This window comes from Cellulophaga sp. L1A9, from assembly GCF_009797025.1.
Taxonomy (GTDB): Bacteria; Bacteroidota; Bacteroidia; order Flavobacteriales; family Flavobacteriaceae; genus Cellulophaga.
Genome location: NZ_CP047027.1, coordinates 596,186 through 617,784, shown reverse-complemented (window position 1 = coordinate 617,784; position 21,599 = coordinate 596,186). Strand labels below are relative to the sequence as shown.

The window sequence follows — 21,599 nt, the reverse complement described above, 5'->3', positions numbered from 1 at the left end:
TGTTGAGAATTTTTCTCTACGGTAGTACCCTTCAGATAATGAATAAAAAAACGAGAAAAGAAAACTAAGATTATGAAAATTGTTAAAAAATATTTCTACGACCGACGACCTGGAGTACAACTATTATTCTTGGTATTCTTGGTATTCTTGGTAATTTTTCAATCTTGTAATCCCGAAAAAGAAAAAAAGGTAGTTAATGACCCGAAAGTGCCTTATGATGGTAGTTGGGAGTCTTTGCAAAAGATGCCCGTTCCTGAATGGTTTGATGATGGTAAAATAGGAATTTTTATTCATTGGGGTCCCTATAGTGCAATTGGCTATCGCAAGGGTGGTAAAGGATATGCTGAGCATGTGCCCAAAATGATTTATAGAGATCCTGAACACTATTATCCTTATATGAAAGAGCGTTGGGGAGCTAATCCGCCAGAGTTCGGTTATAAAGATATCATTCCTGAATTCACCGCAGAAAATTGGAATCCAGACGAATGGGCACAACTGTTTGCCGATGTAGGTGCAAAATATGTAGTACTTACTGCCGAGCACCACGATGGTTGGGCCAACTGGGATTCGGATTTAACACCATGGAATGCAGTTGACAAGGGACCCAAACGCGATATTGTTGGAGATTTAGGAAAGGCAGTGCGTAAGCAGGGCTTAAAATATGCTCCCTCTTATCACCGCGAACGACACAGTTCATTCTTTGCCGAAGAACTTTACGTAGTTAATGCTACGCCATTACCGGAAATTGTAGAAGAGATCAAACGTGTTCCAGAAGCCGCCTCTCTTTATGGTCCTTTTGGATTTTCAGAAGCGTATGTGGACGACTATGTGGCACGCTGGAAAGAAATACAGGAAAAATACCAACCCGATATGCTCTGGATGGACGACTTTCCCATTTATACTCGTGATGGTAACGATGTGCGAAACGGCAAGGCCAAGCCGGTTATCAAATATTTCGATGACAAGGTGCGCGGTATGATTACCGATTTTATGAATCAGGGAGCTGCAAATGGACAAGCTGTTTATGTAAACAATAAAGGAAAAAACAGAAATTGGCCTGATGGGGTGGGTTGTTTGGAAAAAGATAACCTTAAGTTGGAAGTCGTTGGTCCAAAGTGGCAGAGCTGTACCACATTTGGAACATCGTTTGGTTATTTAGAAGAGGATACCTATAAAAGTGTGGAAGGCGTAATTCATGAAATGATCGAAGTTGTGAGTCGTAATGGTAATTTCCTCATCAATATTGGTCCAAAAGCGGACGGAACATTAGTTGCTGAGCAGGTGGATCGTTTAAAAGCAATGGGAGAATGGCTAAAAATAAATGGTAATGCTATCTATGGTACCCGGTATTGGAAAATCAATTCTCAAGAAGTTGCAAACCTTTCATTTACCACTAAGGGCAATAATCTTTATGCGATTGCAAAGAAGAAACCAGTTGATGCTTTTATAATTGAAGGCACCTCTGAGTGGAAAGTTGATCAGGTTAAATCTGTAAGCTTGCTTGGTTCAGAAGAACCTGTGATATGGGAAATGACTTCTAATGGTTTGAAAATAACACCGCCAAAAGACTTTGGTGACAGTAAATATGCATGGACATTTGCTATTGTTACTGCTATAGAACAACATATCCCCAATGCTATACAGATAGATGCGGACAAAGCTTTTGAAGGGACAAAGAAAGTGGATCTAGATGGGAATCATAAATAATTGTAGGAGTATGCAAAAAGTTAAAAAATGTTTATTGAAGAGCACTAATTTCAAATTACTTCTAGCATTTTGCTTAGTTTTTGTTTTTGGAAAAGTTCATGGTTTTCAATCAAAGCCACAGAAGCCTAATGTAATTATTATCATGACCGATGATCAGGGTTATGGTGATTTGGCATGTCTAGGAAATCCAGTTTTAAAAACACCCAATTTGGATAAATTGCATAGCGAGTCGGTAAGACTCACCAACTTTCATGTAAGTCCATTTTGCACACCATCAAGGGCGGCACTTATGACGGGACGCTACCCAGCTCGATCAGGGGCATACCGTACCAGTAGTGGACGAACCATGCTTCATACCGATGAAAAAACAATAGCCAATGTATTTTCAGAAAACGGGTATGCCACGGGAATGGTCGGAAAATGGCATCTTGGAGATAACGCCCCACATCGTCCACAAGACAGAGGATTTCAAGATGTTACCTGGCACAGATGCGGAGGAGTTGGACAAGCTTCAGACTATTGGGGCAATGATTATTTTGACGATACCTATGAGCGAAATGGAAAGTTTGAAAAATTTGAGGGTTATTGCACCGATGTGTGGTTTAATGAGGCAATTGACTTTGTAGAACAGAATAAAGAAGAAGCATTTCTACTCTATTTGGCCACAAATGCACCGCATGGACCATACATTGTCGGTAAGGAATGGAGCGAGCCTTACAAGGACAAGGCTGATTGGAAATTTGGCCCCGAATTCTATGGCATGATTGCCAACTTTGACTACAATTTGGGTATTTTGAGGAACAAGCTTGAAGATTTGGGAATTGCTGAAAACGCGATTTTGGTATTTATGACGGATAATGGTACTGCAAAAGGAGGAAATTTTGAAGGGCTGGATTCAGAAGCATTAAAGGGCTATAATGCCGGTATGCGGGGTAAGAAATCTTCGGTATACGAAGGAGGTCATCGCGTACCGTTTTTTATTCACTGGCCTTCCGGGGGCTTGCTGGGAGGGCAGGATGTTGATGCACTTACAGCCCATATCGATGTGCTGCCAACGCTGGCTGATTTATGTGGAATACCAATTCCAGATTCCCATAATCCAGATGGAATATCGTTCAAGCCAATTTTAAACGGATTAAACAATGCTGAAAAAAGAGAACATCTTATCGTACAATTTCAAGGAGGAGCTTATTTCAAAGGACCTCCAAAAGAGTGGGAATATACCTGTGTGCTTAAGGACAATTGGCGACTCATTAACGGAGTAGAGCTTTACGACATACAAAAAGATCCAAGTCAAAGAAATGACCTGTCTTCCTTAAATCCCCAAAAGTTAGCAGAGTTGCGGAAACTATACCCACCATTTTGGGAATCGGTTTCACCACGTATGACACCTGTTTCGATCGATATTGGTAATCCGGATGAGAAACCTACAACCCTGTGTTCACAAGATTGGTACATGCCAGAGGGAAACCCCCCATGGAATTTTAATTCCATTAGTAAGCTTCCACCAGTTACTGGACCATGGATGATCAATGTGAAAAAAGCAGGTTTATATCAAATTACACTTCGCCAATTTCCGAAAGAAGCAGATAAAGTAATCAAGGCTGTACGAGCTAGAATTCAGATAGCAGGAAATGATCAGGAAATGATGGTTAAGCAGGGAAGTAAGGAGGTCGTTTTTGAGTTGGAGCTCCCAGCCGGTAAAACGGAACTTGTGACATATCTCTATACAAATGAGGGAAAAATTGGAGGAGCTTATTTTACAGAAGTAGAAGCATTTTAGGACTTTAAATACATATGAAAATGATAAAATTTAAATTATTTCTAGCTTTAAGTTTGTTTTGCATTGTTGCTTTTGCTCAATCAGAAAAGTCTCAGCAAGAAAAGCCCAACATACTTTTTATATTCGCCGACGACCAAACCTATAATACAATAGGAGCAATAGAGTCTAGTCCGGTTAAAACACCGAACCTTGACCGATTGGCAAAGCAGGGCGTGCGATTTTCACAAACTTATAACATGGGTTCCTTTGCCCCTGCAGTTTGTGTTGCTAGTAGGGCGATGCTCATTACAGGCAGTTTTCTTTGGAAAGCGGCCGCATATTCTGGTAAAGGTTCTAACCATTCCGATCCTAACGCTCCAAGAATTCAACAGGACTACACCATTGCGGAAAAAACACCGGAGGCTTATTGGCCAGAATACTTAAAACAAGCTGGTTACGAAACTTACATGACAGGTAAATGGCATATCAATACTGATGCAGCCAAAATTTTTGACCACACCACTAATGTGCGGGGTGGAATGCCAAAGCAAAGTAAACAACGTTACGAACGTGATTTTGAAGAGGGAAAAGCAGATATATGGTCACCCTACGATAAAAATATGGGAGGTTTTTGGGAAGGCGATAAACATTGGAGCGAAGTACTTGGCGATGATGCCATAGATTTTTTACACCAAGCGAAGGAAAGCGAAAATCCCTTTTTTATGTATCTGGCATTTAATGCACCTCATGATCCTCGCCAGTCGCCCAAACGTTTTGTGGATATGTATCCTATTGATGAAATTGAGGTTCCTGAAAATTTCCTCCCAGAGTATCCTTATAACGAATATGCAGGTTCAGGACGTACCCTTCGTGACGAAAAACTGGCACCATTTCCAAGAACAGAGTATTCAGTTAAGGTGAATAGACAAGAATATTATGCCATTATTACCCACATGGATGAGCAAATTGGTCGTATAATGGATGCCCTCGAAGCTACAGGAAAAGCGGATAACACCTATGTTTTTTTTACGGCCGATCATGGTCTGGCAGTTGGTGAACATGGATTTATGGGCAAGCAAAATATGTACGATTGCAGTATGCGTGTACCATTGATAATGAAAGGTGCTGGTCTTGAACCTGGTAAAATTGTTGATGCTCCAGTGTATTTGCAAGATATTATGGCCACTACATTAGATTTGGCAGAGATTAAAAAACCTGAACAAATTGATTTTAATAGTCTATTGCCTTTAGCAACAGGTGAAACTGATAGCAGCGTCTACAATGGAATTTATGGTGCATACTTTGGTTCACAACGCATGATCCGTACAGATAACTATAAAATGATTGTTTACCCTGCGGCCAATAAAGTTCGTCTATATGACATAATCAACGATCCACTTGAACAACATGATCTTGCAGAGAGCGAACCCAAGCCTATAAAATTGCTTAAAGAACTTTTTAAACAATATGGGCAATTGCAAAAGCAAATGGATGACCCTGTTGACATCACTGATGCTTTCAATAATTTTATAAGTGGTGTACCAGCTCCATCTCTTAGGAATAAATAAAATTAATTATGACAATACGAGATAGTAGGTCAAGCAAAAACGGAAATGGCGTGTTTACGCAAAAACCTATGTTTTCTGCAGCCAAATACATAGAGATATTTAAAAACGCTGATGGAGCAAATATGCCTAATACCATCAATCTGGCAATGACCCCTGATGTGACTACTGAGCTTCCATTTTTTAATCCAGAGTGTATTGCTATTATGGAACAAGTACGTAAAGCTGTAAAAGAATATTAAAATGAAGAAGCAAAAAGACATCTTTTTTATTTTAGTTCTCTTATTGGGGCTTGTACAAATGACTACAGCACAATCCAAGACAAAACTTTGGTTTGATAAACCAGCAACATATTTTGAGGAAAGCCTTGTACTTGGAAATGGAAAAATGGGGGCTTCAGTTTTTGGTGGTGTTGCAACGGATCAAATTTATTTAAACGATGCCACACTTTGGTCAGGTGAACCGGTAGATCCAAATATGAATCCTGAGGCTTATAATTTTATCCCGCAGGTTAGAGAGGCATTGGCAAATGAAGATTACAAATTGGCAGATGAATTAAATAGAAATATCCAAGGGAAATATACGGAATCGTATGCGCCATTAGGAACTTTATTTATCAATTTTGAACATAAAGGCAAAGTCCAAAATTATTACCGAGAATTGGATATTAGTAAAGCTATTTCAAAAGTAACCTATCAGGTAGATGATGTAAATTTTTCACGTGAGTACATTACATCAAACCCCGATCAAATTATGGTAGTGAAGCTTACAGCGAATAAAAAAGCATCGCTCAACTTTAGCGTTAATTTTAACAGTTTACTTAAATACAAAACACAAGTTGAAAACAATTCATTGAAAGTAGATGGGTACGCCCCGTATTATGTTGCCCATAATATTCAAGATTATATAAAAGACCCTGTACGTTTCGATGAGAATCGCGGTACTCGTTTTTCTTCTTATTTAAAAATTAAAAATAAAGACGGAAAGTTAACTTATACAGATAGTACTTTGACTGTAAGAGGAGCTACAGAAGCTACGCTTTATCTTTCCATTGCTACTAGTTTTAATGGTTTCGATAAAGATCCTGCAAAAGAGGGCTTGGATAATAAAGCAATTGCAGAAGAACAACTTTCTTTAGCATTTAAAAAGGATTTTGAAGAAATCAAAACGCAGCATCTTGTAGATTATCAGCATTTTTTTAGCCGGTTAGAATTGAATTTAGGAAAAACAAGTGCACCGAACTTACCAACCGATGAACGCTTAAAAAGATACTATCATGGCGCTGAGGATAAAAATTTAGAAGTATTGTATTTTCAGTATGGTCGTTATTTATTGATTTCTAGTTCACGTACTAAGGGCGTTCCTACTACGCTTCAGGGAATTTGGAATCCTTATATTCAACCACCATGGTGTAGCAATTATACCATGAACATTAATCTAGAGGAAAACTACTGGATGGCAGAAACTGCTAATCTTTCAGAATTGCATATGCCATTGCTCACCTATATTGAAAATCTTTCTAAGACAGGTGCGGTTACCGCTAAAACCTTTTATGGTGTTAATGAAGGATGGACAGCTTGTCATACTTCCGATATTTGGGCTATGAGCAATCCAGTCGGTGACTTTGGGAAAGGGAGTCCGCAGTGGGCAAACTGGAACATGAGCGGAACTTGGTTGGTAACCCATCTTTGGGAACATTACCAGTTTACACAAGACAAAGAATTTCTAAAAAACAAAGCTTATCCTTTAATGAAAGGTTCGGCTGAATTTTGTTTAAACTGGATGGTAGAAGATAAAAATGGAAATCTGATTACTTCGCCATCTACATCGCCAGAGAACACCTATGTAACCAACAACGGATATAAGGGACATACACTGTATGGAGGAACAGCTGATTTAGCCATGATTCGAGAGAGTTTCTTACAACTAATTGAAGCCTCAAAAGTATTGGATATAGATGCCGAATTCAGATCAAAACTGGAACAAGCATTGTTGAAAATTCATTCCTATCAAATTGGAAACAAAGGAAATTTGCAAGAATGGTATTATGATTGGGAAGATTCCGATCCAGAGCACAGACACCAATCGCATTTGTTTGGTTTGTATCCAGGAAATCATATTACACCTGAGCTGACTCCTGAATTAGCTGCCGCTAGTAAAAGATCACTTGAAATTAAAGGGGATGAATCTACAGGGTGGTCAAAAGGTTGGAGAATCAATCTTTGGGCAAGATTGCAAGAAGGAAATCATGCTTATAAAATGTACCGCACCTTACTGCATTATGTTGAACCATCAGGATTATATACCAATTATAGCAAAGGAGGTGGAACATATCCAAATTTATTAGATGCTCATCCTCCTTTTCAAATTGATGGAAATTTTGGAGGCGCAGCTGGAGTGGTAGAAATGTTAATGCAGTCACATGAAGGAAACATTCATTTGTTACCTGCCTTACCTGATGTTTGGGATGATGGTTTTGTAAATGGATTATGTGCTCGGGGAAGCTTTGAAGTTTCAATGGAGTGGAAAAAGGGCCAGTTGGTAAAAACTAAAATATGGGCTAAAAAGGGTGGTAAAACCACTATAAAATATAAAGATCAGGTAAGAGAAGTTGCCCTTGAGGCGGGTCAGTCATTAGAAATAAATTGGTAAAACATATACATCATTAAAAGATGGTATAATTTCCAGATAAATAATATAAATTATGGATAAAAGAATACGAATTACAATTCATATTACCTCAATTCTTTTGCTATGTAGTATAGCTTTTAGCTATGCCCAATCGCCAATGACAAAAGCTGATAGTACACTTAGCTGGTATAAAGAGGCAAAATTTGGAATGTTTATCCACTTCGATATTCGTAGTGATAAAAACCAATTTAACCCGAGTAACTTGAATACCGATGAATGGTTACGTATTGCCAAACAGGCTGGAATGAAATACACTGTTCCAACCACGCACCAGTCGTCCTATGTCATTATGTGGGACTCTAAAGTATCTAATAGAGATGTGACTGACCTAACACCATTTAAACAAAATTACTTAAAGGAATTATCAGAGTCTTGTAAAGCTGAAGGGCTTAGAATGGGAGCTTATTATGCAATTGCAGATCCAGGGAATCCCTTATACAACGAACCAGTTGTAGGGGGAGAGATTAGACCTTATGTGGATTACTTGCATAATGTGATAGAGGAGTTTTGCCAAAACTATCAACCCCTAATAATCTGGTTTGATGCTTCTCGTAGATTCAGAGATTCAGATCAAAAACCAGTGTTACGTCAGGAAGATATGGTTGATATGCTTCATTCTAATGGAACACTTTCCAATAGTAGATTGGGAGATGATGATGCACAGAAGTATGTTGACTATTTGACCATGAACGATAATATGGCTGCAGATTTTAATCTTGGAGCACATTGGGAATCTGCTGTAACAATAACGACAGATGGTTCATGGCATTACGAATCTGAAGATGCAGTGTTAAGGTCAACCAAAGACCTTCTATACAGACTTATTAATGCTGCGGGAAATGGAGGGAATTTATTATTAAATGTCGGTCCAGACCAACAGGGTGTTATTACCAAAAACATGGAAGAACGATTAAAGGAAATCGGAGATTGGCTGAAAATAAATGGGGAAGCAATATACGAAACCAAACCAGGCCCTTACCCATATCAAATTAGTTGGGGGTCGATGACTCAACGAAAAGAAAATGTTAATACCAGCCTTTATCTAAATATAATTGATTGGCCAAAAAATGGAGAATTTAAACTATTTGGATTGAAAAATACAATAGTAAATGCTACGCTTTTACCTACTGGTGAATCAATTGAATTTACATCAAAATTTGATGCCTTTTCTGGTCAAAATATCATGACTCTAAACATACCTAAAAATCAGCCTGATAAGAATGTTTCTGTAATTAAACTGGTTGTAGCTGGGGACGCGATTATAGGCGATAATTACCTGCAACTTACTGATGACAGGGTAATGATGGACGCATACAATGCCAATAAGCATGATTTGGAATACGTAGCAGGCAAGCCAACCAAAGCTATAGATATGAAGATGTTTACAGTTCCAAACAGACGACCAAATCAGCCGGATAATTATATAGGACTATGGGATTATCAAATGTATAAGAAGGCTGGAGAGGGAATCATGTCAGGGAGAGGACTCACCGTATCAGGCTGCCAAACCAAAGGACAGGCTTTGAGTTGGGATTTCAAAATGTATGAACCTGGTAGTTATGATGTGATAGCTGTCTATATCGTGGGTGAAAACGAGGATTGGAAAATGGATGGCAAACTACAAGCGAATTTGGCAGGGCAATCAATAGAGAAAAAATTAATAGAACAGAAATGGGCGCAAACGATTACTATGCCAAAGGAAATGGAATTACAAGCCGTATTAAGTTCAGTAAATATAGACTCGTCTGGTATATATACATTAACTCTTGAAATAAGTTTGGATTTACAGGTCAATCACTTAATTTAAAAGCAGTGATATTGGCGCCGACAAATAAGCCTGAATAGAGGTGAAATAAGAAGTTGAATTCTTACAATAAAAATATAATATAGGCTATCAATTGGATAAAACAGTTTTGATAACAACAAAGATGGTAAATATAAAAGCACTAGTAATACTGATATGTTGTGTGATTTTCACAGGATGTAAAAGTACTATCATAGAAACCGACACTAGATTGGATGCACCCGAAAAAGCATTAAGACTCTGGTACAACGAGCCTGCTCTGAATAGTGATACGGGTTGGATTAATCGTTCTATTCCAATGGGAAATGGATATATGGGTGTTAACGTTTTTGGTGGTACGGAAACAGAGCGAATCCAAATTACAGAGAACAGTTTGTATGACTGGGGAGAAGATCGTGGACTTAAGCGTAGAGGCCTGAACAACTTTGCGGAGGTTTATATTGATTTTGACCACGACAACACCAGCAATTACAAACACGAGTTAAACTTAAATAAGGGTGTTTCATTTTTGGAATATGAGCAGGATGGTGTAAAGTATTCCAGAGAGTACTTCACTAGTTATCCTGATAAGGTTATGGTAATCCGATTGAATGCATCGAAGAAAAGTAAATTATCATTTACTCTGCGCCCTACGATTCCCTTCTTGGGAGAAGGAAAATCAGGTTATGTATCGGCAGTGGGAGATATCATCACCCTTTCAGGAGTTATGAATTATTATAAAATAAAGTTTGAAGGTCAGTTTAAGGTTATTCCTAATGGAGGCTCGATGAAGGCAACAAAAAATGGAACAATCAACGTTTCGGATGCTGATAGCGCAGTAATTCTGATAGCAGTTGGAACCAACTATCGTCTAGATTCTCAAGTATTTTTGACCGAGAATCCAACCAAAAAATTGGAAGGCTTCCCCAATCCCCACGCAAAAGTAACTGGCTATATCGAAGATGCTTTAGCTAGAACCTATGAAGAATTGTTGGCAAGTCATCAAGTAGATTATAAAGCACTTTATAATCGCGTTAATTTCAATCTTGGAGCTATTGAACCAACTATCCCTACAAATGAGTTGGTAGATGAGTATCCCAATGGTGTCTTTAGTAATTACCTAGAGGAACTTGCGTTTCAATATGGCCGTTATATGTTAATTTGTTCTTCCAGGAAAGGAACGCTTCCACCACATCTTCAAGGGATTTGGAATGTTTATGAAAAACCACCATGGTCATCCCAATATTTGCATGATACTAACTTAGAGATGGCTTACGCGCCAGTATTTACTACCAATTTGTCCGAACTGTTCGATTCTTACGTTGACTATTTCAACACATTTGAGCCCAGACAACGTTTATATGCTACGCAGTACATTAAAGAGTATAACAGTTCTCAACTCGACCCGAATGGTGACAATGGTTGGTCCGGTCCTTTCTGGAGTAGCCCATATGATGTTCCTGGTAAGTCACCTGTTGCTGGCTTTGGTACAGGTTCTTGGATTGGACTTCTATTTTGGGATTACTATGATTTCATACGTGATGAGTCGCTGCTAGCGGATAAAGTTTATCCAGTAATTTACAATCAAGCCAATTTTGTTTCTAGATTCGTAACGAATGTCGATGGGGATTTGTTGGCCAAACCTTCATCAAGCCCAGAACAAAAACTCCGAGACACTCTAGGGACTACTTTTGATCAGCAGATGTTTTATGAAAATCATCACAACACAATAAAAGGAGCTGAGATTTTGGGGCGCTCAGACAACCGATTGTCAACATTTGAATCACAGCTTCCTTTATTGGATCCAATACAGGTTGGCAAATCGGGACAAATTAAAGAGTTTCGTCAGGAACAGTACTTCGACGACATCGGTGATCCCAATCATCGCCACGCTTCAATGTTGTTAGGATTATACCCTGGACAATTGATTAATGATAAAACCCCTGCATGGCTCGATGCTGCCAGAGTCAGTTTACTTAAACGTGACCATAAAACCAATATTGGATGGGCGCGTGCCGAACGTATAGCTATGTGGGCACGAGTGCATGATGGGGAAGAGGCCTATTCCTATTATAAAGAATTATTAAGTGAAAACTACTTGCACAATTTGTTCAACGACCATCGAGGTGATCCATTGTTCCAAGCGGATGCCAATTATGGTGCAACAGCTGGAGTTGCCGAGATGCTTGTGCAGAGTCAGGATTACGTAGTGGCACCGTTGACAGCGTTACCTGAGGCTTGGTCAGAGGGCAGTTACAGCGGCATGCTAGCACGTGGTAATTTTGAGGTCTCAGCAAAGTGGTCTAATGGTCATGCTGACAAGCTTGAAATATTATCCAAATCGGGCGGAAACCTAGAGTTGCGATATCCTAATGTTGCTAAGGCAAGTATTAAAACATCCAAAGGACAGAAAGTTAAATTAATTCCTAAAGGTATTGACCATGTAAGTATTCAGACTAAAAAGGGTGAGACCTATGTGATTAACGCAATTCCTAAATACGTTCCTGTAACTGAACCTTCGCTGCTGAAAATAAATACCAACACTGCTGAAGAAGAGATTAATCTCTCATGGAGCGCAAGTGCAGATGCTGCATCGTACAGCATTTATCGTGCTGTGGGTAACGCATCAGCCTATGAGTTGGTAGCCACGAAAGTGGTGGATACGGAATATGTTTATAAAGCTCTCAACCTTAAACAGTTTGGACAAATGACATTCAAGGTTACTGCGGTAAGGGTTGATGGGCGTGAAAGTGATAAAGGAGCGACCGAAATATGGATGTTGCCATAGTAATAGGATACCTCAGGTTAAACCCACGAGGCATTTGAAGGAATAAATATTTAAATATCGATTATTGAGTAAATTATAGAACATGAAAATAAATAAAAACAATTGTCGTGTGTTCATAGGAGGACTAATCATCTTTATTAGCTTAATTAGTTGCAAAAAAAGTAATGAAGTGCCTTCCTATTTAAAAGGATACGAAGATCTTTATGAGAAAAACCCAAGAGCGGCAGCTTTAGAGTGGTTTAAAGAAGCCGAATTTGGCATGTTTATCCATTATGGGTTGTTCAGTTTAACAGAAGGCTATTGGGGAGATGTTCACTCAAAACCTGCGGAATGGGTACAACTTCGTGCGCTAGTAAGACCTGATGAATACGCAAAACTAGCAGATAAATTCACGGCAGAAAATTTTGATGCCGATTTTATAACCGATTTGGCTGTAGATGCAGGCATGAAATATATCAACATTACGACTAGGCACCATGATGGTTTTTGTCTTTTCGATTCAGAATACACCGATTTTAAAAGCACAAACAGTGCGGCAAAACGTGATTTGGTAGCTGAATTGGCAGAACAGTGTCAAAAAAAAGGTTTAGGCCTGTTTTTCTATTATTCTCATGGACGCGATTGGAAACATCCGCATTCGCCAAATAGGGAGGAATGGGGAGGAAATCCAAAACCTGATTATAAGCCTCATGTAGAATCTTATAAATATGGTGAGGAACATGATTTGCAGCTTTATGTGGAGTATATGAAAAATCAAATGACCGAACTTCTTACCAAATATGGACCAGTAGCAGGAATATGGTTAGATGGAAGAGCTGTGCCGAATTCGCGTCCCGAAAAAATAGATGAGTTGAAAATACAAGAATTATATGATCATATTCATTCGTTACAACCTCAAGTCCTTGTTTCATATAAACAAGGGGTATTGGGAACAGAAGATTTTATGGCTCCTGAACGTGATTTTACTGGTGAATCGGATCTACCGTTGGAAATTTGTAATACCATGCAGCCTTATGCTTGGGGGTACGACCGCGATAATGATGTTGGACACAAAACTCCAGACGAAGTGATGGAAATGCTTGAAGATACAAAAAACATGAAAGCCAATTTATTGTTGAATATTGGTCCTTTACCAGATGGCTCTGTTTTTCCTGATGATATTACTACTTTACATGAAGTGGGTAAACGATTAGCAAATAACGAATAGTATTTATTGATTAACAAAAATGAAATATTATATACTCGGTTTTTTTATCCTTCTGATAATCAGTTACAGTAATGCCCAAAATCCTATTCTTAAAGATAGCGATGAAGGTTTTATGTACGTGTGTGATCCTTCCGCTGAGGTTTTTAATGGCAAAGTTTATGTTTACTGTTCCCACGATCAACCCGATGCGGTTGATTATGAATCGATGAAAGATTATGTGATTCTTGAGTCATCGGATATGAAAAATTGGATAAACCATGGTGTGGCGCTGGACCCTCAACTTGACAAAGGGTTTGAGTATGCTCAATCGAATATGAATGCTCCGGATGCAGCCTATAAAGATGGCTGGTACTATTGGTATTTTCCAAGTGATATAACCCATGTTGGTGTAGCAAAAAGCCGAACTCCAGTAGGACCATGGGAATCTGCAGTATCCAACGAGATTACTACAATTTTTGACCCAACAGTGATTGTTGATGATGACGGACAGGCCTATATTTACGGCAATGATCATTGGGTAGATATAGGTGAGCAAGGATCGCATATTTTGGGTGCCAAGCTAAAAGATAATATGGTAGAATTAGATGGGCCATGGATTCGCTTGACTAAAGAAACTGTTAATGAAGCGGTTCATGTATTTAAGCGCAACGGGATTTATTATTTTAGTGCACGAGTTGGCCCAGTAACTCAATACTGGATGGCTGATTCGCCTTTACCGCAATACGCAGATTTCAAAGGTGAACTTGCTCCAAATTCTCCTGAATCACCCAATCACACTTCTATTATTGAGTTTAATGATGAGTGGTATCTTTTCTATCATCGAGGGGATGTAAATAATGGCAACCGCTATAAACGTTCGGTCTGCTTCGATAAAATAACTTTTCGTGAAGATGGCACTATAGAACCAATGGTTTATACTTTAGATGCGGGCGTGGAAATAACAATGCCGATTTATGCCAAGCGCACAGAAAAAAAAGTTGAGAGTAATACAGTTTCTATAGATAAAGAAGTAAAAGCCATGGAGGATGGAAGCTTTCGTTTTGAAGCGGAAGACTATATAGAAAAGTCTGGCATAAAAACAGTAGCCCTAACAGATGGAGAGAAAGGTCAAGGACTTAGCCAAATTTTAAACGGCGATTGGGTAGGTTTTAAGGATATAGAATTCGGAAAAAGTGCTGAACCATTTAACCTTCGTGTACGGGTTTCAACTCCCAATGAGGGCGGTACTATCGTGCTGCGTGTAAATAGTCCTATAGGTACTGTTATAGGTGAAATCTCTATCTCGGCAACAGGTGGTTTGGACAATTATAAAACCATATCAACCACACTAAACAGAATTAGAGGAAAACAAACGATTTATTTTTGCTTTACTGGCAGTGCTAAAAATATATGCAACATGAATTGGTTTGAATGGACACCAGCAATAAGTAAATCAAAGTAGCACTAATTAGATAAAGTGAACTTAAAATAGACTTAAATATTAATCATTATTAATAAAGAATTATGTTGAGATATAATTTTAAACAGTACAACCAGGTTTTTTTAATTTATTTTTTTATGCTTGTTGCATTCTCAGCATGTAAAACAAATGAGGCTAATAATTTTTACGTTTCAGTAGAAGGAGAAAATAATGCTACTGGTACGCTATTAGAGCCTTTTGCAACTATCACAAAAGCGGTCGATGCCGTTCGTGAGCTACGAAAAAATGGCAACACACAACCTGCTACTATTTATCTTAGGGGTGGTCGCCATCAATTAAAAGAAACACTTGTGCTGGGTATAGAAGACGGGTTAGCTTCTTCCGATGGAAACCCAATAGTTGAAGAACCAGGCGCTGGAAAATTACCTCCTGCACATTTAACCTTTGCGGCCTATTCTGGGGAAGAACCTGTTATAAGTTCAGGAATACCGGTGAACGATTGGACATTATTAGAAGCATCATCTTCTGAGTTACCAACCATAGCTTCTGGAAAAGTATGGGTAGCTAATTTGCCAGAAGGTATCAATAAATTCTATACGCTTTATGATGGTCAAGGACGTTTAAACCGTGCCAGAGCAGAAGGTTTCGTTCCTATTAAAGTAGGGGATAAAAAAACGTTATATTTTCCAGATGGAAAATTAAGAAATTGGGAGAACCTTCAAGATGTTGAGTTAAACATTAGACCAAGTCGTGCATGGATGATCAATATGCTACCACTTGAATCTGTCGATGAGGAGAATGGTATAGCACGAACCAAGGTTTCTGCAACTTATGAAATGGGTGAATTAGCACATTGGGTGCATACAAAAGATGGCAATTCCGCTTGGATTGAAAATATTCTTGAAGCTTTAGATGCACCTGGCGAATGGGTTATAAATTCTAAAACACGAAAAATATATTTATGGCCAAAAAATCCAGCATCTGATGGATCTCCGCAAGGGATTCTTGCACCAACTACTAGTGAACTTATTCGCGTTGAGGGTACTACTGATTATGAGGGTACTGAGGATCAACCTGTAAGAGGAATTTCATTTTCGGGAATTACTTTCTCGCATGCTGATCGAAGAGCATGGACAAATGATGATGATCAATTGGGTTGGGGAATGCAACACGACTGGGATATGTTCGATAGACCAACGGCTATGCTCCGTTTCCGTGGTGCTGAAAATTGCCAAGTCATCAATTGTAAATTTGAAAATTCAGGTGGTTCAGGAGTCCGATTTGATTTATTTGCGCAACGGAATAAGGTGGAAGATTGTGAATTTGCCCATCTTGGAGAAGCAGGAATATTAATTGCTGGTTATGGTCCAGGTACAAAAGATGTTAACCATCATAATGATATTATAAATAATGAGATTCATCATTTTAGCGAAATAACATGGCATTCTCCCGGGATATGGGCATGGCAAAGTGGGTATAACCGCATCGCAAATAATTATATCCATCATAGTGGTTATGCCGGAATACTCATAACTAATCGGGTAGAACCAGACAGAAAACTCAATGGAGAAGGAGGAAGAACGATAAGGCGCAATGAAATATCTAAGGAGGTTATAGCGAATACTAAAGAAAATTATGAGAGCTGGAAAGCGCGTGAAATATACAACCATTCAAGACACAATATTGTTGAATACAATGAAATTACGCATGCTGTACAATTGCTTTCTGATGGAAATTGCATTTATGTCTCTGGCGCAGGAACGGGGAATATAGTTCGTTATAATTATCTGCATGATAATTTAGAACATTCCATGCCAGCGCCTATCCGTTGTGATGATGATCAGCATGAAACACTGATTTATGGCAATGTGCTTTCTAATAATTACGCTTTTAGTGCAGGGATTGCATCAAAAGGTGTTAATGACATTATAAACAATGTGATAGTTGCACCTCGCGTGCCACCAAGATTTGGATATATAAGTTTTGAATGGGTGCCAGTAACAGGTTCAAAGGTTTTTCATAATATCATCGTTTCACATCCGGATGGTGGTAATGCGTATGCAGAAAGACCACGTAAGGACCAAACGACTAACCTTCCTGATTTGTTGCAAACCGAAATGGATTCCAACCTGTATTTTAATCCAACAAATCCAAATTGGATGGCTGAACATTTCGATAGAATGCGTGCAGCGGGAAAAGAAAAATCAAGTTTGTTTGCGGAACCTATGTTTATTGATGTAGCTGGTGGAAATTTTGGTTTTAAAGAAGGAAGTCCATCGATTAAATTGGGTATAGAACCCTTGGATGTTTCAAAAATGGGATTAAAAAAATAATAATAGAAAAATATAACAGATGAAAAATAAATCACAATTTATTGTAATAATGCTATTCGCACTGACATGCTCAATGTCAGCTCAAAATAAATCACTTAAAAACACCAGACCAAATATCATTTTGGTAATGACCGATGATCAAGGTATGGGCGATTTGGCGTGTATGGGTAATGAAGTTTTAAAAACACCCAACATTGATGATTTTTACGGAAAATCAACGCGGTTTACTGATTTTCAGGTGAGTCCAACCTGTGCACCTACAAGATCTGCAATTATGAGCGGTAATCGTCCTTTTGAAGTGGGTGTAACACATACGATCTTGCAGCGTGAACGTATGGCGTTGAACGTATTTACGATGCCACAAGCATTGCAATCCGCAGGTTATAAAACTGGTCTTTTTGGTAAATGGCATTTGGGGGATGACGAAGCATATCTTCCAACAAACCGCGGCTTTGATGAGGTGTTGATGCACGGTGCAGGAGGTATCGGACAAACTAGATACGGGGATTTTCCTCCTAATGAAGAAAATTTATATTTTGATAATGTATTACTCCACAATGATACTATTGTTAAAACTAAAGGTTTTTGTACCGATGTGTTTTTTGATTCGGCTCTTGCTTGGATTAAAAAGCAAAATGATGCTGATGAACTATACTTTGCATACGTAGCTTTAAATGCACCACATGCACCATTGGTGGCACCCGAAGAATATAAAAAACGCTTCTTAGATTTAGGATATGATGATGGCACCGCAGGTAGGTATGGTATGATTGAAAATATTGACGATAATTTTGGCGAAATGATGCAAAAATTGAAAGCATGGAATGCCTTGGAAAACACACTTGTAATTTTTATGACAGACAATGGCGCAACGCATTTAAGTGGTAGTCTTAACGGAGAAAAAGTAACGCATTTTAATGCCAATTTACGTGGTGGAAAAAATTCACCTTTTGAAGGAGGTACACATGTACCAGCTTTTTGGTATTGGAAAGGTAAATTAGGAGAGGGAGTTGATGTTGACGGATTAACATCTCATATTGATATGTACCAAACTTTTTCAGAATTAGCTGGCGTAGAATTACCTAAACAAATGCAAGAATTAAGTGGTAGATCTTTAGTACCGTTATTAGAGAATCCTAAGGCTCAATGGTCTGATAGAGAATTGTTTATTCATTGTGGACGATGGCCAGAAGGTAAGCGAGAAGAAGCAAAATATGCTAAATCTGCTGTGAGAACTGAACAATGGCGCCTAGATAATAATAGTCAATTGTATAATATCCCAATAGATCCATCTGAAGAAAATGACGTGGCAGTACAAAATCCTGAGGTCGTTGCTCAGTTGCGCAGTGCATATGATATTTGGTGGGAGAACGTAAAGCCATTAATGGTGAATGAAGATTTACCAATGGTGGCACCGGAAGATCAGCCTTTTGCCAAACGCTATAACAAACAATTACAAGAGTTTGGAATACCTGATTGGGCTCCTCAACAATTTTAGTAAATAATAATGTTAAAATTTGTGTTTCTATGAGATTGAGATATAGAGAATATATTTTATTTGTTTTGTTGTATGCTGTTAGTTTTTTAATGGTAGCACAGCATAATAAGAAAAGCTTAGTTGAACAGTTAGATCCAAAAGTTTTTCAAGCGCCTAAGGTGTATTGGGAATCGTCTAAAGACCAAGGAAACATTAAGGCTTTGTTTTATGAAACACTTGAATATAAAGGAAAACCAACAAGAGCTTTTGCATATTTAGGAATCCCTAAAAGCGAAAAACCTGTACCTGCAATGGTTTTAGTTCATGGTGGTGGTGGTCGGGCTTTTTACGAATGGGTAAAAAATTGGAATGATAGAGGATATGCTGCTATAGCGATGAGTTTGGAAGGACATGTTAGTGATGAGAAAGGCGAAGAGAAATATTTGCACGCATATAGTGGTCCGCAGCGTGTAGGACGTTTTGATGATATTGAAGCACCACTTAAAGAGCAATGGATGTATCATGCCGTTTCCGATATTTTACTAGCAAATTCGCTTGTAGCAGCGTTGCCGGAAGTAGATGCTAACCGCATTGGTATAACGGGTATTTCATGGGGTGGTATTTTAAGTAGTTTGGTATCGGGAGTTGATAATAGATTAAAGTGCGCTATTCCTGTCTATGGTGCCGGGTTTTTGTATGAATCCAAAGGACATTTTGGAGATGAAGGCGATAATAGTTTAAAAGTTATTGAGGATAAAAAGTTTTGGGATCCTGCACGTCAGTTTTCCAAAGGTTCAGTTCCTACGCTTTGGGTAAATGGAGATAGTGATGCACATTTCTCTTTAAATATTACATCGCATTCATTTGAGGTTACAAAAGATCATGCTTTTATGAGTATTCATCCAAGTATGAAACATGGTCATCCTCCAGGATGGAAACCTAATGAAGTTCCTGAAATTTATGAATTTGCAGACCATATTTTAAAAGGGAAAACACCAGGATTAGGATCTGTTTCTCAGCAACCTTTTGGACGTAAGAGTATTGTAAAATATAATTCCGAGGTTCCTGTTTTAAAAGCTACTTTATATTATCAAAAAAAGAGTTTAACCTATACTAAATTAGAAAGTGAAAAACATCCACATCCAGAACCATGGTGTTCTAAATCTTTAGTATTAAAAGCCAAAAATCAATTGGTGAAAGTAAAGGTACCAAAAGGCTGTAAAGCCTATTATGTGAATTTAGAGGATGAGCGAGGAGTAATTATATCCTCACAACTTATAGAATTATAAATTTAAAACAATATGAATACTCTTATGAAAAATATTCTGACGTTTTGCATAATCTCAATTTTGAGTCAACTAAGCTTTGCACAAGTAAATCAAAAACTTCCTAATATTGTTTTAATAAATGCAGATGATTTAGGCTATGGAGATTTAGGATGTTATGGAGCAACAAAACTTCAAACACCGAATATCGACAAACTGGCCAAAGAAGGACGAATGTTTACTGATGCGCATTCTGCGTCAGCTGTTTGTACACCATCGCGATATGCCTTACTTACAGGAGAGTACCCTATTAGACATGGTAATTTAAACAATCCTATTTTTCTCAAAAATAAATTAGTAATTGATACCCAAAAAGAGACTATAGCATCCGTATTAAAAAAAGCGGGTTATGCAACGGCTTGTATTGGAAAATGGCATTTAGGCTTTGGGACAACAGAGCCTGTTAATTGGAACAAACCATTAAACCCCGGACCAAATGTACTTGGTTTTGATTATTACTACGGTGTACCAGTGGTAAATAGTCATCCTCCTTTTGTATATGTTGAAAATCATGATGTGGTAGGGCTGACGGAAGCCGACCCATTTGTGTATGAAAACAAAGCCAAAACAAGAGAAGTTTTTGAAAAAATGAATTTGGATGATATTGGAGGAGCCGATAATGCCCATGCATTATATGTTGATGATCAAGTAGGAACTCATTTAAAAGAAAAAGCCTTAGGTTGGATGAAAGAGCAAAAAGAGAAGCCTTTCTTTCTATATTTTGCTACAACAAACATTCACCATCCTTTTACTCCAGCACCACAATTTTTAGGAACAAGTGAAAGTGGTTTGTATGGTGATTTTGTTCATGAATTAGACTGGATTGTTGGTGAGGTCATGCAAACACTTAAAGAAATGGGTGTAGCTGAAAATACCTTGGTTATTTTCACAAGTGATAATGGGGGGATGTTTAATGCTACAAGGCAAAAAGCTTGGAAAGATGGACACAAATTGTGATTTACTAGGTTTTAAGTTTGATGCTTGGGAAGGCGGTCATCGTATTCCTTTTATTGCGCATTGGCCTAATAAAATAAATGCTGGAGAAGTGTCTGATCAGTTGATTTGTAATGTGGATATGCTTGCCACTTTCGCAGCACTTACAGAACAGGAATTGGAGCAAGGACAAGGTCAGGATAGTAAAAACATATTAGGAGCAATTACTGGCGAAACCAATAAACAGATAAGAGACGAAGTGCTTTTAGCGCCAAAAAAAACCTCTCATTTAGCTATTCGTAAAGGTAACTGGTTATATATAGGAGCTCAAGGTGGAGGTGGGTTTGCTTCTGGAAAACAAGGTACGCATGCTTTTGGTGGGCCAGCAGCCATATCTTTCGCTGAAAATGTCAATAGTGATATTGAAATTGGTAAAATAAAAGCAGATGCACCACCTGCACAGCTCTATAATTTGGAAACGGATTTATATGAAACAAAAAATTTGTATAACCTATATCCCGAAAAAGTAAAACAGATGAAAGCATTATTAAAATCTTATCAAGTAGAAAAGTAAAAGAACCAGATAAATTAATTTAACCAATTAAAAA

At 38.3% G+C, this 21,599-nt stretch carries 14 protein-coding genes; all 14 read left to right on the top strand.

Annotation, left to right across the window (positions count from 1 at the left end; genetic code table 11):
- Positions 1-72: 72 nt before the first annotated feature.
- The 14 genes from GQR94_RS02465 (at position 73) to GQR94_RS22420 (ending at position 21,565) form a co-directional block, all read left to right on the top strand.
- On the top strand, positions 73-1,707 hold the full coding sequence (locus tag GQR94_RS02465; protein ID WP_158973973.1) for an alpha-L-fucosidase: 1,635 nt from the start codon (positions 73-75) through the stop codon (positions 1,705-1,707).
- Between the two features lie 10 nt (positions 1,708-1,717).
- Entirely contained in the window at positions 1,718-3,490 is a 1,773-nt protein-coding gene (locus tag GQR94_RS02460; protein WP_158973971.1) for an arylsulfatase, read from the top strand.
- A gap of 20 nt (positions 3,491-3,510) precedes the next feature.
- The gene (locus GQR94_RS02455) at positions 3,511-5,037 is read left to right on the top strand and encodes a sulfatase-like hydrolase/transferase (protein WP_158973969.1); all 1,527 of its coding nucleotides are present in this window, start codon (positions 3,511-3,513) and stop codon (positions 5,035-5,037) included.
- 8 nt (positions 5,038-5,045) lie between these two features.
- On the top strand, positions 5,046-5,276 hold the full coding sequence (locus GQR94_RS02450) for a hypothetical protein (protein ID WP_158973967.1): 231 nt from the start codon (positions 5,046-5,048) through the stop codon (positions 5,274-5,276).
- A 1-nt stretch (position 5,277) separates the two neighbouring features.
- A complete protein-coding gene (locus GQR94_RS02445) occupies positions 5,278-7,686 on the top strand; it encodes a glycoside hydrolase N-terminal domain-containing protein (protein ID WP_158973965.1) in 2,409 nt (802 codons plus the stop codon).
- A 136-nt stretch (positions 7,687-7,822) separates the two neighbouring features.
- The gene (locus GQR94_RS02440; protein ID WP_158973963.1) at positions 7,823-9,532 is read left to right on the top strand and encodes an alpha-L-fucosidase; all 1,710 of its coding nucleotides are present in this window, start codon (positions 7,823-7,825) and stop codon (positions 9,530-9,532) included.
- 208 nt (positions 9,533-9,740) lie between these two features.
- Positions 9,741-12,296 carry a glycoside hydrolase N-terminal domain-containing protein gene (locus GQR94_RS02435; protein WP_199271524.1) on the top strand — a complete coding sequence of 852 codons (2,556 nt, stop codon included), beginning with the start codon at positions 9,741-9,743 and terminating at the stop codon, positions 12,294-12,296.
- 82 nt (positions 12,297-12,378) lie between these two features.
- Positions 12,379-13,503, top strand: coding sequence for an alpha-L-fucosidase (locus GQR94_RS02430; RefSeq protein WP_158973961.1), 1,125 nt, complete (start codon positions 12,379-12,381; stop codon positions 13,501-13,503).
- Between the two features lie 19 nt (positions 13,504-13,522).
- Entirely contained in the window at positions 13,523-14,944 is a 1,422-nt protein-coding gene (locus GQR94_RS02425; RefSeq protein ID WP_158973959.1) for a family 43 glycosylhydrolase, read from the top strand.
- A gap of 116 nt (positions 14,945-15,060) precedes the next feature.
- Positions 15,061-17,256, top strand: coding sequence for a right-handed parallel beta-helix repeat-containing protein (locus tag GQR94_RS02420; protein WP_158973957.1), 2,196 nt, complete (start codon positions 15,061-15,063; stop codon positions 17,254-17,256).
- Positions 17,257-17,275: 19 nt separating this feature from the next.
- Positions 17,276-18,754, top strand: coding sequence for an arylsulfatase (locus GQR94_RS02415; protein WP_158973955.1), 1,479 nt, complete (start codon positions 17,276-17,278; stop codon positions 18,752-18,754).
- Between the two features lie 29 nt (positions 18,755-18,783).
- Positions 18,784-20,022 carry an acetylxylan esterase gene (locus GQR94_RS02410; RefSeq protein ID WP_158973953.1) on the top strand — a complete coding sequence of 413 codons (1,239 nt, stop codon included), beginning with the start codon at positions 18,784-18,786 and terminating at the stop codon, positions 20,020-20,022.
- 60 nt (positions 20,023-20,082) lie between these two features.
- Complete coding sequence (locus GQR94_RS22425) at positions 20,083-21,015, top strand: sulfatase-like hydrolase/transferase (protein WP_199271523.1); 933 nt, start codon at positions 20,083-20,085, stop codon at positions 21,013-21,015.
- Positions 20,999-21,565: a sulfatase-like hydrolase/transferase gene (locus GQR94_RS22420; protein WP_199271522.1), complete on the top strand. Its 567-nt coding sequence runs from the start codon at positions 20,999-21,001 to the stop codon at positions 21,563-21,565. The genes GQR94_RS22425 and GQR94_RS22420 overlap by 17 nt, the downstream gene beginning before the upstream one ends.
- Positions 21,566-21,599: the final 34 nt, after the last annotated feature.

Excerpts from the sequence above, each read along its gene's own strand:
- GQR94_RS02465 (WP_158973973.1), top strand. The coding sequence starts at position 73 with ATGAAAATTGTTAAAAAATATTTCTACGACCGACGACCTGGAGTACAA.
- GQR94_RS02460 (WP_158973971.1), top strand. The coding sequence starts at position 1,718 with ATGCAAAAAGTTAAAAAATGTTTATTGAAGAGCACTAATTTCAAATTA.
- GQR94_RS02455 (WP_158973969.1), top strand. The coding sequence starts at position 3,511 with ATGATAAAATTTAAATTATTTCTAGCTTTAAGTTTGTTTTGCATTGTT.
- GQR94_RS02450 (WP_158973967.1), top strand. The coding sequence starts at position 5,046 with ATGACAATACGAGATAGTAGGTCAAGCAAAAACGGAAATGGCGTGTTT.
- GQR94_RS02445 (WP_158973965.1), top strand. The coding sequence starts at position 5,278 with ATGAAGAAGCAAAAAGACATCTTTTTTATTTTAGTTCTCTTATTGGGG.
- GQR94_RS02440 (WP_158973963.1), top strand. The coding sequence starts at position 7,823 with ATGACAAAAGCTGATAGTACACTTAGCTGGTATAAAGAGGCAAAATTT.
- GQR94_RS02430 (WP_158973961.1), top strand. The coding sequence starts at position 12,379 with ATGAAAATAAATAAAAACAATTGTCGTGTGTTCATAGGAGGACTAATC.
- GQR94_RS02425 (WP_158973959.1), top strand. The coding sequence starts at position 13,523 with ATGAAATATTATATACTCGGTTTTTTTATCCTTCTGATAATCAGTTAC.
- GQR94_RS02420 (WP_158973957.1), top strand. The coding sequence starts at position 15,061 with ATGCTTGTTGCATTCTCAGCATGTAAAACAAATGAGGCTAATAATTTT.
- GQR94_RS02415 (WP_158973955.1), top strand. The coding sequence starts at position 17,276 with ATGAAAAATAAATCACAATTTATTGTAATAATGCTATTCGCACTGACA.
- GQR94_RS02410 (WP_158973953.1), top strand. The coding sequence starts at position 18,784 with ATGAGATTGAGATATAGAGAATATATTTTATTTGTTTTGTTGTATGCT.
- GQR94_RS22420 (WP_199271522.1), top strand. The coding sequence starts at position 20,999 with ATGGACACAAATTGTGATTTACTAGGTTTTAAGTTTGATGCTTGGGAA.